The organism is Geobacter grbiciae (assembly GCF_018531165.1).
Classification (GTDB): domain Bacteria; phylum Desulfobacterota; class Desulfuromonadia; order Geobacterales; family Geobacteraceae; genus Geobacter; species Geobacter metallireducens.
In genome coordinates this window covers 128,558-143,299 of the sequence record NZ_JAHDIW010000006.1, presented here as the reverse complement: position 1 = coordinate 143,299, position 14,742 = coordinate 128,558, and the positions used below count along the sequence as shown (strand labels likewise).

Genomic DNA, 14,742 nt, shown 5'->3' with positions numbered 1-14,742 from the left:
CGGTAGCCCTTTTGGATACTGGCCACCCGTGACCGACTTTTCAAGGAGAATGCACCATGAAACAATTTGGCGGCCCCGTACTCTTTCTCGACCGCGCCGATATCAATACCGATGAAATCATCCCGGCCAAGTACCTGACCGAAATCACGAAGGAAGATCTGAAACCTTATATTCTTGAGGACTTGAAGCTCCCGGGCTTCGATCCGAAGGGTGAGAAGACCAGGTCCGCACGGGTCATCGTGTCCCGGGCAAACTTTGGGTGCGGTTCCTCCCGGGAGCATGCACCCTGGGTTTTCGAGGTCAACGGCATCACCGCCGTTATCGCGGAGTCTTTTGCCCGGATTTTCCGACAGAACATGTTCAACTGTGGCATGGCAGCCATCGAGTTGCCGAAGGAGAAGATCGATCTCCTCTTTTCCTTTGACAACTGCCCTGACACCGCCATCGGCATCGATGTTGAAAAGCAGACCCTGACCATTTCGGGAGGAGGAAGGAAGGAGATAATTACCTTCGATGTTTCACCTTTCGACAAGGCCCTCGTCCTCGCAGGCGGGTGGGTTGACTATGCCGACCAGAAATACTGAGCAGTAGATCTACCCCGTGAGCATTTCCGAGAGGCCTGCGTCATACGTGGGCCTCTTTCTCTATGAACGGGTGCAAGAGGGGATTTTTTGTTGACTCGCCCCGGTTCATGAGAGTATTTAATCAGTTTGTACATTTTTTTGACACGGTGGAATTACCCTCCATGCGTCTTCGCATCCTGTTTATCCTCTGTGTTCTCGCGATGTTCCTTGCTGCGCCCCTCGAAGCGTCGGCAGGGGACGAGGCGGAGCAGGGAACGATAGTGACCCTCTGGCCGCTCTTCGACTATCGGGAGAGTCCTGGCAACGGCTTCAGTAATCTTTCGATTCTGGGTCCCCTGATCAAGGTACAGCAGCAGGGGGAAGAAAGGACAACCGCGGTCCGTCCCTTTGTCTACCGCACTGTCGATGAACGGGAGCAGAGTGCAACTACAAGCTATCTCTATCCGCTCGCCTCGTCGCGGGAAGCTCCGGAGGTGTCGACCTTTCAGGTGTTGCAACTCTTCCAGGTTAATACGTTCCGCAAGGATGAGCCGGACAAGGTGAAGAGCGATTCCATGCTCTTTCCGTTCTATATTCGCGGCATATCGGAAACCTATGGGCCGTATACCTCGGTATTTCCGTTTTACGGAACGCTTTATGAGCGATTTTGGCGGGACGAGATCCACTACACCCTCTTCCCGCTTTACAGTCGCACGGTCAAGAAGGGGACCACGACGCGAAACTACCTCTATCCGTTTTTCTCGACCACCTCAGGGGTGGGGGAGAACGGCATCCAATTCTGGCCCCTATACGGCAGCGCCGCCAAGGAAGGGAGCTACGAACGTCGCTTCATCCTCTGGCCCTTCTACTTCCATGAGCGGAGGGGACTCGACACGGACAATCCAACGGAGCGGCTCACCGTTTTCCCCCTTTATTCGGCTACCGAGTCCCCCCGGCTCTCTTCCCGTACCTACCTCTGGCCTTTTATGGGATGGACCAGCGACCGGCAGGCGAAGCAGGAGGAGCGACGCTACCTTTGGCCCCTGGTCATGACCGCCTCGGGTGAAAAGCGGGACGTAAAGCGCTATCTTCCCTTCTATGCCGAGGAACGGAGCAAAGAAACCCTCAAGCGGTGGTATCTCTGGCCCCTCTATCGGCACGACGAGCTTGCGTCGGACACCTATTGCCGTGATCGCGACCGTATTCTTTTTTTCCTGTATTCGGACTTGCGGGAGCAATGGCCCATTGACCAGGCAGAACGGCGGCGGACAACACTCTGGCCCCTCTTTGTCTTCAATCGGGACACTCATGGGGTGAAGCAGTTCAGCTTTCCGGCACTTATGGAACCCATTTTACCTCAGGAAGGGATCGAGCGGAACTGGGCTCCCCTCTGGCGGGTCTATATCCAGAGGTGGAGCGATTCCGGTGATTCCACTGTATCGTTTCTCTGGAACCTTTACTGGCATGAGCGGAGGGGAAATGATCTGGCTTATGAATTGTTTCCGTTAGTTTCATACCGCTCGGAAGGCACACGGGCCGACGTTTCCGTGCTGAAGGGACTCATTCGGTTACGACAAAATAAAGGGGTGAAGACCCTGAGCCTTTTCTGGCTTCCCTTCGGCATAACCTGGGATGCGAGTGGAGAGGCTGCAGCTGGACAGGAGAGCACTATGACGAACAGTGCGAGGCTTGAACCGTGACAGGCATGTTCGAGCGCGTAGGGAAACGGGTGATTGCGTTTAACGAAATCGTGGGAGAGATGGTCATGCTCCTCTGCCAGACCGTCTGGTTTTTTCGTGAGGCGCCGCGCAACATCCTGAGCATCTTTACCCAGATGTCGATCATCGGTTACGAAACGCTGCCGATGGCTTCAGTCATGGCATTCTTCGTGGGGATGGTCCTGGCGCTCCAGACCGGGGCCGAGCTTCAGAAGTACGGTACCCAGAACATCATCGGCGGCATTGTGGGGCTCTCCATGGTTCGGGAACTGGGGCCGGTCATGACGAGCTTTCTGGTGGCCGGGCGGGCCGGATCAGCCATGGCGGCCGAGATCGGGGTCATGAAGGTCTATGAGGAAATCGACGCCCTCAAGACCCTCGATATCAACCCCGTGCGCTACCTTGCCATGCCACGGCTTATCGCCTGCCTCATCTGTGTTCCGGCGCTGGTCATCTACGCCGATTTCGTGGGGATTCTGGGGGGGGCGCTCCTGAGTCACCTGCATCCGAAGATTTTCATTTCCTATTCTACCTATTACGACAGCCTCAATACGGCGCTCAAGTTGAAGGAGGTCGGTGCCGGGCTTCTCAAGGCCACGGTGTTTGGCTGTATCATCGGGGTGGTGTCGTGTTACACCGGTTTCAAGACTACCGGAGGGGCCCGGGGGATCGCCCAGTCCACCACCAGGGCTGTGGTCCTCTCATTTATGCTGATTCTGGTGGCTGATTATTTTCTGACGAGGATTCTGCTCTGAACAGTCGATTTCAATCGGGGAATTTCATGGTTTGCGAAAATAGTGTGCAATGCGGCCGCCCAGGCCGGTGCGGAGGGGGCGCGAGGTATTATGTCTATTGAAAAAAAGGTCGGATTTTTCTTTATAGCCGGACTTGTGCTTCTCGGGGTGATGCTTGAGCTTGGGGAGAAGTGGAACCCCTTTCAAAAGGCCATTCCCTATAAGACCTATCTCTCAAGCACCACAGGCCTCAAGCTGGGCGATCCGGTCCGGCTGGCGGGAGTGGAGGTCGGCAAGATTACGAAAATTGCCATTGCCGACAGCCGGGTTGAAGTGGCTTTCGAGGTGAAGCCCGGTACTGCCATCAAAGCCGATTCGGTGGCAACCATCCGGCTCACCAACCTCCTCGGAGGTCAGTTCCTCGGTCTCTCCTTCGGGTCGCCCGACGCACCGGTGCTACCGCCCGGCAGTGCGGTCAAAAGCCGTGAGACCGCCAATATCGACGTCATCGTGGATAACGTAGGTGACCTCGCCAAGGACGCAAAAGTCTTGATCAAGGACCTGACCGTCAATCAGAAGGAGGTGTTTCAGAAGGTCTCCTCCATGCTTGACGAAAACCGGGGGAACCTGCGGGGCGCCATCGAAAACATGAACAGTATCACCACCAAGATGGACCGGGGACAAGGATCGCTGGCCCTCCTTCTCAACGACAAATCCCTCTACCGCAACACCAACGAGCTGGCGGCGAGCATGAAGAACGTCACCGCGAAGATTGAGAAGGGGGAGGGGAGCCTCGGCAAGTTCGTCAACGACGATGCCTTCTACCGTGATGCCAAGGGGGCCGTGGCGAATCTGAACGACGGAGCCAAGGACATCAAGGAGATTGCCGCCAAGATCAACCGGGGTGAGGGGAGTGTTGGCAAGCTCGTGAATGACGAGAGCCTCTACAATGAACTCCGGGACGCTTCAAAGAACGTAGGGGAGGTCGCCAAAAAAATCAATAATGGGCAGGGTACCCTCGGCAAGCTCGTGAATGACGATACCCTGTACCGCGACACCACGGCAGCCATGAAGAAGCTGGACAAGGCGACCGAGGGGCTGTCCGACACAGGCCCCATTTCAGTCATCGGAAGCATGGTAGGGACGTTGTTCTAGCGCGAATAACACGCAGCGGAAAAATCGTGAAGTTCTCGGGGCGCGGGGTCGCATGAAGTGGCTTCCGCGCTTCGTTTGTCAGGAGGAACAAATGGAGGATATCTTAAGGATTGCCGCCGGGACCGTCACGATGCGTCCCTATGTTTTCGCGTTTTTCGCCGCTTATCTGGTGGCAGCCGTTCCCCATCTGGGGTGGCGCAAGATAGCTCTCTTCACGGTTGTGGGATACCTTACTGCATTTCTTTCCGAGTTCAGTTCCATAACTACCGGCATTCCCTACGGATGGTACTATTACATCGACGTGACCCGCGACCGGGAACTCTGGATAGCGGGGGTACCCTTTTTCGATTCACTCTCCTATGTCTTTCTCACCTACTGCAGCTATGCCACTGCCATCTTCGTTGTTGCGCCCATCAAAGCGTGGCGCTGGGATCTGGTGACGCTGGAGACCCGCTCCCTACGCAACTCCTTTGCCGTTCTCTTTCTGGGCTCCCTTTTTCAGGTCTTCCTCGACATCATTATCGATCCAGTGGCGCTCCAGGGGAGCCGTTGGTTTTTGGGGCAAATCTACGGCTACCGGGAGGTGGGAGCCCATTTCGGAGTCCCCCTTTCCAACTATCTCGGGTGGTGGCTCGTGAGTTTCGTGCTCGTCTTTGCGCTGCAGCGAATCGACGCTTGGGGCGGCAGCAGTCGGAGCGAACGACCGGCAGGGGTGGCGAATCCGCCCTTCCGCACCCTCTATGGGCCGATCCTCTATGTCTCGGTCCTTGTCTTCAACCTCAGTGTGACCCTCTGGATCGGCGAGCGCCTCATGGCGCTGACCGGCCTTTTCATCATCATCCCCGCCATGGCAATATCGGCAGTGACTATTATCCGCCGCACTAACCGATACCGTAAGGAGGAACTGGCGGAACATCTGAGGGACTTCCCCTGGTCTGTCGCATCGGCCCGCAAAGGATAGACGGAGGGACTGTCCCGCCCCTTATCCGCGGGAAAGAAACTCTGCGGTTGCCAGAACCCCCTGGGCGAGCCGTTTGCCGGCGATGCGGGAGTTGCGGGCAAGCCTCAGAAGCTGGGGGATGATCCAGGGCTTTCGGGCGATGGTCGCCAGCACTTTCAGGGGGCGGATTGCCATGTCTTTATCGGTGAATTCGTCGAGGGAGAAGGCAAGCTCCTCTTCAGCGTCGTCGCTGATGGCGCGAAGGGCCACGATTGGTATCCCGTGCCGGTGGGCTGCCTCGGCCACTGCGGCCGTTTCCATGTCGAGAATCGGCGAGGATATTCCGTTCGGGAGTGAATGAGCCAGATCGCCCTTCTTGAGAATCCGGGCGGATGTGATAATTTCACCCCGGGTGACCCCATTGCATATCCTGTTGAGCTCTTCGGCCAGCTTTTCGGCCAGGTTCCGGTCGATTCCCCTGCGGAGGACAATCCCCTCCGTACCGGCAAACCAGCTTGTCATTCCCACCGCCAGGTCTCCCACTTTGAGGCCGGGCAACGCGGCACCACCAAAACCAAAGGAAAGGATGGCGACCGGCGAGGCTGCAGCCACGAGCGCATCGGTTGCCGCTGTCGCCCTGTCGATCCCCATCCCTGATTCCACGAGAACGATGTCATCATTGCCGACCCGCAACCGCCACATGGGGAATCTCCCGCCGTGCAAGCGTGCCGCAGGGCTTGCCAGTCGGAGGAAAGGCCGTATCTCGTCGGGCATTGCCGCAATAAGTCCGATAGTACCCATGGGCGGCACTGTACCAAAGGGAACCCCGTGCGGCAACGCATTTCATCCCTTGACACGCTACGGCCTTTGAGGTAGCGTTATCCGTCCCACCTGCCGAAGGGACACAATCCTAGCAGCAGCAAATCTTTTGCCCCCATCAGGACTATTGTCGGTTGTCTTATTCAGCGCTCAGTGCCGGGCATCATCGATGCGTGGCGTTTATGCGTGCCGTCGTGTTTTGTGTGGGGTGGAGCCGGAACTATTGTTATGAAAATAACAGCAATCATTCCTGCCAGATACGCCTCGACCCGTTTCCCCGGCAAGGCTCTCGCCGAGATCATTGGCAAGCCAATGGTTCAGCATGTCTACGAGCGGACAGCCAAGGCCGGTCTGGTGTCCGAGGTTATTGTCGCTACCGATGACGAGCGGGTTGCCGAAGCCGTTCGTGCTTTCGGAGGCCGGGTGGAAATGACTTCCGCGACCCACGAAACAGGTACCGACCGGCTTGCCGAGGTTGCTGCCCGCATCGATGCAGATATCATTGTGAACGTCCAGGGTGATGAACCCCTTATCGAGCCTGCCATGATCGACGAGGCAATTACGCCTCTGGTTACCGACGCATCGATCCGGATGGGGACCCTCAAGAGCCGTATCAAGTCGCTGCACGATTTCCTGAGTCCCAATGTGGTTAAGGTCGTAACCGATCGCGAGGGAGATGCCCTGTACTTCTCCCGTTCGCCTCTCCCCAACTTCCGCGACAAGTGGAACGACCTGAAGGACGAGGCGTTCGTCACCGGACGGCTATTGTGTTACAAACACGTGGGGCTCTATGTCTATCGACGCGACTTCCTCCTGGCGTTCGCCCGGATGGCGCCCACTCCCCTTGAGCTTGCGGAGAAACTGGAGCAGTTGAGGGTTTTGGAGAACGGCTTCCGCATAAGGGTGGTGGAAACGTCCTTCGAGTCGATCGGTGTCGATACGCCGAACGATCTGGATAAGGTCGTCGAAAAGTTGTCGAGATTCCAAATCTGAAGGTTCGCGGGCACGAGGGGACGGTTAAAGCAGGCAATCCCCTTTCTGATGTCCCTTACCATTGGCTTGTTTTAGGAGCATTCATGAAAACCAAGTTTATCTTTGTGACCGGTGGAGTTGTTTCCTCCATAGGCAAGGGGCTGGCCTCGGCATCCCTCGGGGCTCTCCTGGAGGCCAGGGGCCTGCGGGTTTCCATGCAGAAGCTCGATCCCTACATTAACGTCGATCCCGGTACCATGTCCCCCTTCCAGCATGGTGAGGTTTTCGTTACTGATGATGGCGCCGAAACCGACCTGGACCTCGGCCACTACGAGCGCTATACGTCGGCACGGCTTTCCAAACGGAGCAACTTCACCACGGGCCAGGTCTACTTCTCGGTCATCGAGAAGGAGCGTCGCGGCGATTACCTGGGAGGGACCGTCCAGGTAATTCCCCACATCACCGATGAGATCAAACATAAGATTCTCGAGAATGCCAAGGGTGCCGATGTGGCCATCGTCGAGGTTGGGGGCACCGTGGGGGACATCGAGTCGCTGCCGTTCCTTGAGGCGATCCGCCAGTTCAAGGCCGACCGTGGCGCAGGCAACGTTCTCTATCTCCACGTGACGCTCGTTCCCTACATCAAGACCGCCGGCGAGTTGAAGACCAAGCCGACCCAACACTCGGTCAAGGAGCTGAGGGAAATTGGTATCCAGCCCGATATTCTCATTTGCCGCTGTGAGAAGGATCTGCCCCACGACATGAAGGCGAAGATCGCCCTCTTCTGTAACGTGGAGGAAAAGGGGGTCATCACCTCCGCCGACGCCGAGCACATCTACGCAGTCCCCCTCGCCCTTCACAAGCAGGGGCTCGACGACCAGGTGGTGGACAAGCTCAACATCTGGACCAAGGCCCCGGACCTGGCCCCTTGGGAAAGCGTAGTGGAGAAGCTCCGCAACCCGCTCAAGGGCGAGGTTCACATTGCCATCGTCGGTAAGTACGTGAACCTCACCGAATCGTACAAATCCCTTGCCGAGGCCCTAACCCACGGCGGGATCGCCAATGACTGCCGCGTTTACCTCCGCTACCTCGATTCCGAGAAGCTGGAGAGCGAAGGCCTCGGTGGTCTTCTGGACGACGTCGACGCTATTCTCGTGCCGGGCGGGTTCGGAGAACGGGGGACCGAAGGAAAGATCAAGGCCATCGAGTACGCCCGGACCCGGAAAGTTCCGTTTTTCGGCATCTGTCTCGGCATGCAAATGGCGGTTGTCGAGTATGCCCGCAACGTCTGTGGCCTTGACAACGCCTTCTCCAGCGAATTCCGACCCGACTGCGCGAATCCGGTCATTCATCTTATGGAGGAGCAGAAGGGGGTGGAGCGCAAGGGAGGAACCATGCGACTTGGGGCCTATCCCTGTTCCCTCTCGAAGGGGACCTTCGCCCACCGGGCCTATGGCTCCCTTGACGTCTCCGAGCGGCACCGCCACCGCTACGAATTCAACAACGCCTTCCGGGAAATTCTGGTTTCCAAAGGGCTCGTCATCTCCGGCATCTACAAGGAGGGTGACCTCGTCGAGATCGTCGAGGTGGCGGATCACCCCTGGTTCCTTGGCTGCCAGTTCCATCCGGAGTTCAAGTCCAAGCCCCTCAATCCCCATCCGCTCTTCAGGACGTTCATTGCCGCTGCCCTGGAGCACCGGGGCAAGAGATCACAGGCTTAGTTCATCCGTCTAGGTACCGAGGTTCCCATGACCCGAGAAATCGCCATTGGCAACGTGAAGATGGGGGGCAGTCGTCCCCTGGTGCTTATCGCCGGTCCCTGCGTTATTGAAAACGAGACGGCGACGCTCCGCTGCGCTGAACGCCTTATGACCATCGTGAACGGGTTGTCGATCCCGCTCATCTTCAAGGCTTCCTATGACAAGGCGAACCGCACCTCGGTCACCGCCTTTCGGGGACCGGGGCTTAAAGAGGGGCTGCGCATCCTCGCCAAGGTCAAGGAGTCTCTGGGCCTTCCGGTCATCTCCGACATCCACTCCATCGAGCAGGTGCAGCCTGCGGCAGAGGTTCTCGACATTCTTCAGATTCCGGCGTTTCTCTGCCGCCAGACCGATCTCCTGGTGGAAGCAGCCCGTACGGGATGCGTGGTGAACGTGAAGAAGGGGCAGTTTCTTGCCCCGTGGGACATGGAGAATGTGGTCGGCAAGATCGTTGCCAGTGGGAACGAGCGGATCATCCTCACGGAGCGCGGTGCCTCCTTCGGCTACAACAACCTGGTGTCCGACATGCGGAGCCTCCCCATCATGCGGCGGTTCGGTTTTCCGGTGGTTTTCGACGCAACCCACAGCGTCCAGCTCCCGGGGGGGCAGGGTGGTTCGTCCGGCGGACAGCGAGAGTTCGTGGAGTATCTTTCCCGTGCCGCGGTGGCAACGGGCATTGACGGGGTATTTCTGGAGGTTCACGAGGAGCCGGACAAGGCCCTTTGCGACGGCCCCAATTCGGTCCCCCTTGACGACCTTCCCGTTCTGCTGAAAAAACTCAAGGCCATAGACGCCATAGTAAAATAGGAGTCTGGAGCGGGCGCCCTGGAGCAGGTAGATGCATTTACCGGTTTCTGGTCCTCGGTCCTCGATCACGGATTTCAGATGATTATCGAAGAAGCACGCAAAGTCATCCGCATTGAAGCGGACGCCCTCATGGCCCTTGCGGATTCCATCAATGGCGAATTTGAGCAGGCCGTTCGCCGCATCCTTTCAACCAAGGGGAGGGTGGTGGTGACCGGTATGGGGAAATCGGGCCTTATCGGCCAGAAGATTGCCTCCACCATGGCCTCCACCGGCACTCCCGCCTTCTTTCTCCATCCCGCCGAGGGAATCCACGGCGACCTGGGGATGATCATGAAGGGTGATGTGGTGATCGCCATCTCCAACAGCGGCGAGACCGACGAGGTGGTGCGAATCCTTCCCATCATCAAGCGGCTCGGTGCTTCCCTGATCTCCATGTCCGGTAATCCGAAGTCGTCCCTGGCAAAGGCCGGTGACGTATTTCTCGATATATCGGTCAAGGAGGAGGCATGTCCCCTGGGGCTGGCGCCTACCGCTTCCACGACGGCCACCTTGGCCATGGGTGACGCCCTTGCCGTGGCGCTTCTGCTCGAGCGTGGATTCCGTCCCGAGGATTTCGCACTGTTTCATCCCGGGGGCTCCCTCGGCAAGAAGCTCCTTCTCACGGTGGGGGATCTGATGCACGCGGGCGATGCCGTGCCGATCGTTACGTCCGATACACCCATGCGGGATGCGCTGTTCGTGATCAGCTCCAAGGGGCTCGGCGTCACCGGGGTAGTAGACGGGAGCGGGGCGCTTCTGGGGGTAATTACCGACGGCGACCTCCGCCGGGCGCTCAGCAAGGGGCTCGCGGTTTTGGAGTTGCCGGCCGGCGAGCTCATGAGCCGCAACCCCAAGCGGATCAAGCGTGGTGAACTGGCTGCCAAAGCCCTTCAGCGGATGGAGCAGTATTCCATTACTTCACTGTTTGTCTTTGAGGGTGACGACGATGCGCAACCGGTTGGAGTCATCCACCTGCATGACCTCCTTAAAGCGGGGCTGGCCTGATGAAAGAGCGTCTCAGCAAAATACGGCTTCTTCTCCTCGATGTGGACGGCGTCATGACCGACGGTCGGATTATCTTCGATTCCAACGGAATTGAGAGCAAATTCTTCAACGTCAAGGATGGTCATGGTATCAAAATGGTTCAGAGGGCAGGGATTGAGGTGGGAATCATTTCGGGCCGCGGGTCGGTGGTCGTGTCTAACCGGGCTGCGGAACTGGGGATTTCTCTTGTCTACCAAAAGTCCCTCGACAAACTAACCCCGTACCGGGAGATTCTGGGAAAAACCGGATTCACCGATGATCAGGTTGCCTTCGTGGGAGATGATGTCATCGATATCCCGGTGTTGCGCCGGGTCGGCTTTGCGGCGGCTCCGGCCGATGCCGTGGAGGAGGTTTTTCCTCATGTCCACTTCACCACCCGCAATCGTGGTGGCTGGGGAGCCGTTCGCGAAGTCTGTGATCTGCTGCTCAGGGGGCAGGGGAAGTGGGATGAGATAACAGCCCGTTATTTTAGTTGATACTCAGCTTTCTCGCCTAAGGTTCATTCCACCCATCAACTCCCTCCTGCTGGTTACGCACCCAATTCGCGGCTTACGAAAATTACATCAGCCCATACTCAAGGTTTCTGTAAATTTCTGTTAAGGCGGATAGCACTTTTCCCGATAAGCTCTGTATATGCAGAGGATGACCATGTTCAACTCAGAAAGAGAGAGTTGTGGAACGTCTTCGGTCCATTTTCCCCATAACATAACGGTATTTGCCCAGTTTGTGGCGAGAGTAATGCAATCTTTCAATCTCCGTGCCAAATTTCTCCTTGACATCTAGAATCTCCTTTACAGTGATTGGGCGAGATGGTATACTTCGGCAAAATATATGGTAAAACCCAATAAAATCAGGCATATTCTTGCCTCTGTCATTGTTCTTGCTACTCTCTATATTGCCGTTTCTCTGGCGTTTAAGCTTGGGGCGGGTGGCAAGAAAGATGAGGGGTTGCCGGCCCTCCCTCGCAATGTGGAGATATCCCTCAGCAAGATTCATTACACTGAAACCAAGGATGGTGTCAGGCAGTGGGACCTCTACGCGGGCAAGGGTGAATACGACAAGGCGCGGGACGTTACGAGGTTGACAGATGTGCGTCTGGTGCTTCATGAGAGAGGCAAGAGCGGCGAGATAACTCTTGTTTCAGATCAGGCCGATTACTTCAATGCCGCGAAAAATGTGGCGCTTACCGGAAACGTCGTGGCAAAGAGTGAATCCGGCATGGAGTTTACCACGGGGCGGGCATCCTACCAGTCGAACCGCTCCCTCGTGGTGACCGATGACAGGGTAAGGTTTACCGATGGTGGGATGAGCGTCTCTGGCGTGGGAATGGAACTATCCGTAAAGACGCGTCAGGTGAGGATTTTGAGAGACGTAACCGCGACTGTCGCGCCGGGGAAAAAGGGATAATATGAAACGAATGCTCACGGTGCTGCTTTTCCTCGTGGTGGTATCACTGGGGACCGCGCATTCCGCACAACTCCCAAAGGGGGGGCGGCAAGGGCAGCCTATTACCATTAAGTCCAATGAACTGTCCACGGACAGCAGGCATAATACGGCAACGTTCACCGGCAAAGTCATCGCTCGCCAAGGTGATCTGACGATCTACGCAGACAAGCTGGTTGTCCACTACAAGGCTGATGGTGGTGATCTCGACAGAGTTGAAGCATCGGGCAACGTGCGGATCGTCCAGGGAGATCGCCTCGCCACGGCTCGCGACGGGGTCTACCAGAGTGCCGAGCAGAAGATCGTTCTGACCGGCGACCCCAAGGTTTTTCAAGGTGAGAATACGGTGTCCGGCAAAGTCATCACCTACTTTGTAGACGAAGAGAAAAGCATTGTCACGGGCGGTCCGGACACAAGGGTAGAGGCGGTCATTACGCCAAAGGAAAAGGGGAAGGATGGCGGCCAACAGCGCTGATATGGTTTTGCAGGCGCATGGCCTCCGGAAGGGATTCGGCAAGCGTGTCGTCGTGAATGGGGTTGACCTGCGGGTTGCCACCGGCGAGGTGGTGGGGCTGCTGGGACCCAACGGCGCTGGAAAGACCACCACGTTTTACATGGTTGTGGGGCTCTGCCGACCGGATGGGGGGCAGGTCTTTATCGGCGACGAAGAGATTACCGCTCTTCCCATGTATCAGCGTGCGCGCATGGGGATCAGCTATCTCCCTCAAGAACCATCAGTTTTCCGTAAACTTACGGTGGAAGAAAACATACTGGCCGTGCTGGAGACTATGGATCTTTCGTCATCTGAACGGCGTGATCGAGCTGCGGAGCTTATCGGCGAGTTCAAGATTAGTCATATAGCAAAAAGCAAGGGATACGCCCTCTCCGGTGGGGAGCGTCGGCGGGTCGAGATAGCACGGGCACTGGCCACGGATCCCCTTTTTATTCTTCTCGACGAACCTTTTGCCGGGATCGATCCCATTGCGGTGATCGATATTCAGGGGATCATTACTGAACTGAAGGCGCGGGGAATAGGGATATTGATCTCTGACCACAACGTGAGAGAGACCCTCGGTGTATGCGATAACGCCTACATCATGAGCGCCGGCGAAGTGATAGAGTATGGTGATCCGGTCAAAATTGCCGGAAGCAAGCAGGCCCGGGAGATTTATCTGGGAGAAAAATTCAGACTTTAATCGTTTCTGTATCCATGGTGAGCTACGCCTCAGGCGTCACGGGGCGGGCGTTTCTGATCCTGCAGCATGAAACTGTTTCTAGGGTGTTCCAGCTATGGCCATTGAAATGCGTCAACAGATGAAGCTGACCCAGCAACTGGTGATGACTCCCCAGTTGCAGCAGGCCATCAAGCTTCTACAGCTCTCACGGCTTGAGCTTCAGGATCTTGTCCGTCAGGAAATGGAGGAGAATCCGGTCCTTGAGGAAACCCTCGAACTGGAGGAACCCAAAGAGCAGGACCAGTTGGAGCAGTCCGAAAAGGAAGAGACACCTTCTAGTGAGGACAAGGAGTTCCAGGAGGTGAAAGCGGGCGAGGAGACGCTGCGCGAAACCGACTGGGACAGCTATCTCGAAGGTTATAATTTCAGCGCGGGCGAGCAGTATTACGACGACGAAGATCGCCCCTCCTACGAAAATGTTCTGACCCGCAAGGGCACGCTCGGTGATCACCTCATGTGGCAGTTGAGCCTCACCCGGTTTTCTGACGTGGAGACGGCGGTGGGTGCCGAGATTATAGGCAATATCGATGAAGACGGCTATTTCCGTGCCACAGTGGAGGAAATTGCGCGATCGCAGGGCGTTGACGAAGCCCTTGTCGAGACATGCCTCAAAAAGGTTCAGGAATTCGACCCCATGGGGGTTGGTGCGCGGGACCTTAGGGAGTGCCTTCTTATTCAGGTGGAACAGCTTGGAATGGGGGGTAGCGTCGTGGAGGGGATCCTGCGTCATCACCTCCACGACCTTGAAGCCCGCAAATACAAGCAGATTGCCAAGGCCCTCGGGATCGACATCAACGATGTCCTCATGGGGGCGCGGATCATTGCCGGGTTCGATCCCAAGCCGGGGCGGGTCTATGGCTCCGAGGACGTCCACTATATTTCCGCCGACATTTTCGTTTACAAGATCGGAGAGGATTACGTGGTGGTGCTGAACGACGAGGGACTTCCCAGCCTCCGGATCAGCCCCTACTACGCGGGAGAAGCAAAGGCGAGCGGTCAGGTGGATGCCAAGGCCGAGGAATATATCAACGACAAGGTCCGTTCGGCCATGTGGCTCATTAAGAGCATTCACCAGCGCCAGCGGACCATTTACAAGGTGGCAAAGAGTATCGCCAAATTTCAGCGTGACTTCCTCGACAAGGGTATTGAATATCTCCGACCCCTTGTGCTCCGCGATGTTGCTGAGGACATCGGCATGCACGAGTCGACCATCAGCCGCGTCACCACCAACAAGTACATGCAGACCCCCCAGGGGCTCTTCGAAATGAAGTATTTCTTCAACAGCGGCATTTCCACGGGAGAGGGTGATTTCATCGCCTCCGAGAGTGTCAAGAACAAGATCAAGGAAATCGTCGGGGCCGAGGATCCCCGTAAGCCTTACAGCGACCAGCGCATCGCCGATCTTCTGTCGGCCCACAGCATCAACATCGCCCGGCGCACGGTCACCAAGTACCGTGAGATGCTGAGAATAGGCTCGTCTTCGGAGCGCAAGCGGCATTTCTGAGCCGTTGCG

General features: G+C 56.8%; 15 protein-coding genes. 14 read left to right on the top strand and 1 reads right to left on the bottom strand.

The features are described 5' to 3' along the window. Positions 1-56: 56 nt before the first annotated feature. The 5 genes from KJB29_RS09775 to KJB29_RS09755 all read left to right on the top strand — a co-directional run bounded on the left by KJB29_RS09775 (position 57) and on the right by KJB29_RS09755 (position 5,131). Positions 57-584: a 3-isopropylmalate dehydratase small subunit gene (locus tag KJB29_RS09775; protein ID WP_215734419.1), complete on the top strand. Its 528-nt coding sequence runs from the start codon at positions 57-59 to the stop codon at positions 582-584. A 161-nt stretch (positions 585-745) separates the two neighbouring features. Next, complete coding sequence (locus KJB29_RS09770) at positions 746-2,263, top strand: hypothetical protein (RefSeq protein WP_215734418.1); 1,518 nt, start codon at positions 746-748, stop codon at positions 2,261-2,263. Between the two features lie 5 nt (positions 2,264-2,268). After that, complete coding sequence (locus tag KJB29_RS09765; protein WP_246561060.1) at positions 2,269-3,036, top strand: MlaE family ABC transporter permease; 768 nt, start codon at positions 2,269-2,271, stop codon at positions 3,034-3,036. 90 nt (positions 3,037-3,126) lie between these two features. Next, a complete protein-coding gene (locus KJB29_RS09760) occupies positions 3,127-4,170 on the top strand; it encodes an MlaD family protein (protein WP_011365795.1) in 1,044 nt (347 codons plus the stop codon). Positions 4,171-4,261: 91 nt separating this feature from the next. Further along, the gene (locus KJB29_RS09755) at positions 4,262-5,131 is read left to right on the top strand and encodes a carotenoid biosynthesis protein (protein WP_215734416.1); all 870 of its coding nucleotides are present in this window, start codon (positions 4,262-4,264) and stop codon (positions 5,129-5,131) included. Between the two features lie 21 nt (positions 5,132-5,152). Here the strand turns inward: KJB29_RS09755 and KJB29_RS09750 are convergent, their stop codons facing one another. Continuing rightward, positions 5,153-5,911, bottom strand: a complete 759-nt coding sequence (locus tag KJB29_RS09750; protein ID WP_215734415.1) for a phosphorylase family protein — start codon at positions 5,909-5,911, stop codon at positions 5,153-5,155. 246 nt (positions 5,912-6,157) lie between these two features. Here KJB29_RS09750 and kdsB point away from each other — a divergent pair, with 246 nt between their 5' ends. The 9 genes from kdsB to rpoN all read left to right on the top strand — a co-directional run bounded on the left by kdsB (position 6,158) and on the right by rpoN (position 14,733). After that, positions 6,158-6,922: a 3-deoxy-manno-octulosonate cytidylyltransferase gene (kdsB, locus tag KJB29_RS09745; RefSeq protein WP_215734414.1), complete on the top strand. Its 765-nt coding sequence runs from the start codon at positions 6,158-6,160 to the stop codon at positions 6,920-6,922. Positions 6,923-7,005: 83 nt separating this feature from the next. Then, positions 7,006-8,622 carry a CTP synthase gene (pyrG, locus tag KJB29_RS09740; RefSeq protein WP_004512091.1) on the top strand — a complete coding sequence of 539 codons (1,617 nt, stop codon included), beginning with the start codon at positions 7,006-7,008 and terminating at the stop codon, positions 8,620-8,622. 27 nt (positions 8,623-8,649) lie between these two features. Then, complete coding sequence (gene kdsA / locus KJB29_RS09735; protein ID WP_004512090.1) at positions 8,650-9,468, top strand: 3-deoxy-8-phosphooctulonate synthase; 819 nt, start codon at positions 8,650-8,652, stop codon at positions 9,466-9,468. A 78-nt stretch (positions 9,469-9,546) separates the two neighbouring features. Then, the gene (locus KJB29_RS09730; RefSeq protein ID WP_004512089.1) at positions 9,547-10,512 is read left to right on the top strand and encodes a KpsF/GutQ family sugar-phosphate isomerase; all 966 of its coding nucleotides are present in this window, start codon (positions 9,547-9,549) and stop codon (positions 10,510-10,512) included. Continuing rightward, positions 10,512-11,027 carry a KdsC family phosphatase gene (locus KJB29_RS09725; RefSeq protein ID WP_215734413.1) on the top strand — a complete coding sequence of 172 codons (516 nt, stop codon included), beginning with the start codon at positions 10,512-10,514 and terminating at the stop codon, positions 11,025-11,027. The genes KJB29_RS09730 and KJB29_RS09725 overlap by 1 nt, the downstream gene beginning before the upstream one ends. A gap of 355 nt (positions 11,028-11,382) precedes the next feature. Beyond that, complete coding sequence (gene lptC / locus KJB29_RS09720; protein WP_215734412.1) at positions 11,383-11,958, top strand: LPS export ABC transporter periplasmic protein LptC; 576 nt, start codon at positions 11,383-11,385, stop codon at positions 11,956-11,958. Position 11,959: 1 nt separating this feature from the next. Further along, entirely contained in the window at positions 11,960-12,469 is a 510-nt protein-coding gene (gene lptA / locus KJB29_RS09715) for a lipopolysaccharide transport periplasmic protein LptA (RefSeq protein ID WP_004512085.1), read from the top strand. Further along, on the top strand, positions 12,450-13,190 hold the full coding sequence (gene lptB, locus KJB29_RS09710) for an LPS export ABC transporter ATP-binding protein (RefSeq protein WP_215734411.1): 741 nt from the start codon (positions 12,450-12,452) through the stop codon (positions 13,188-13,190). The genes lptA and lptB overlap by 20 nt, the downstream gene beginning before the upstream one ends. Before the next feature lie 94 nt (positions 13,191-13,284). Then, positions 13,285-14,733, top strand: a complete 1,449-nt coding sequence (rpoN, locus tag KJB29_RS09705) for an RNA polymerase factor sigma-54 (RefSeq protein ID WP_215734410.1) — start codon at positions 13,285-13,287, stop codon at positions 14,731-14,733. Positions 14,734-14,742 lie beyond the last annotated feature (9 nt).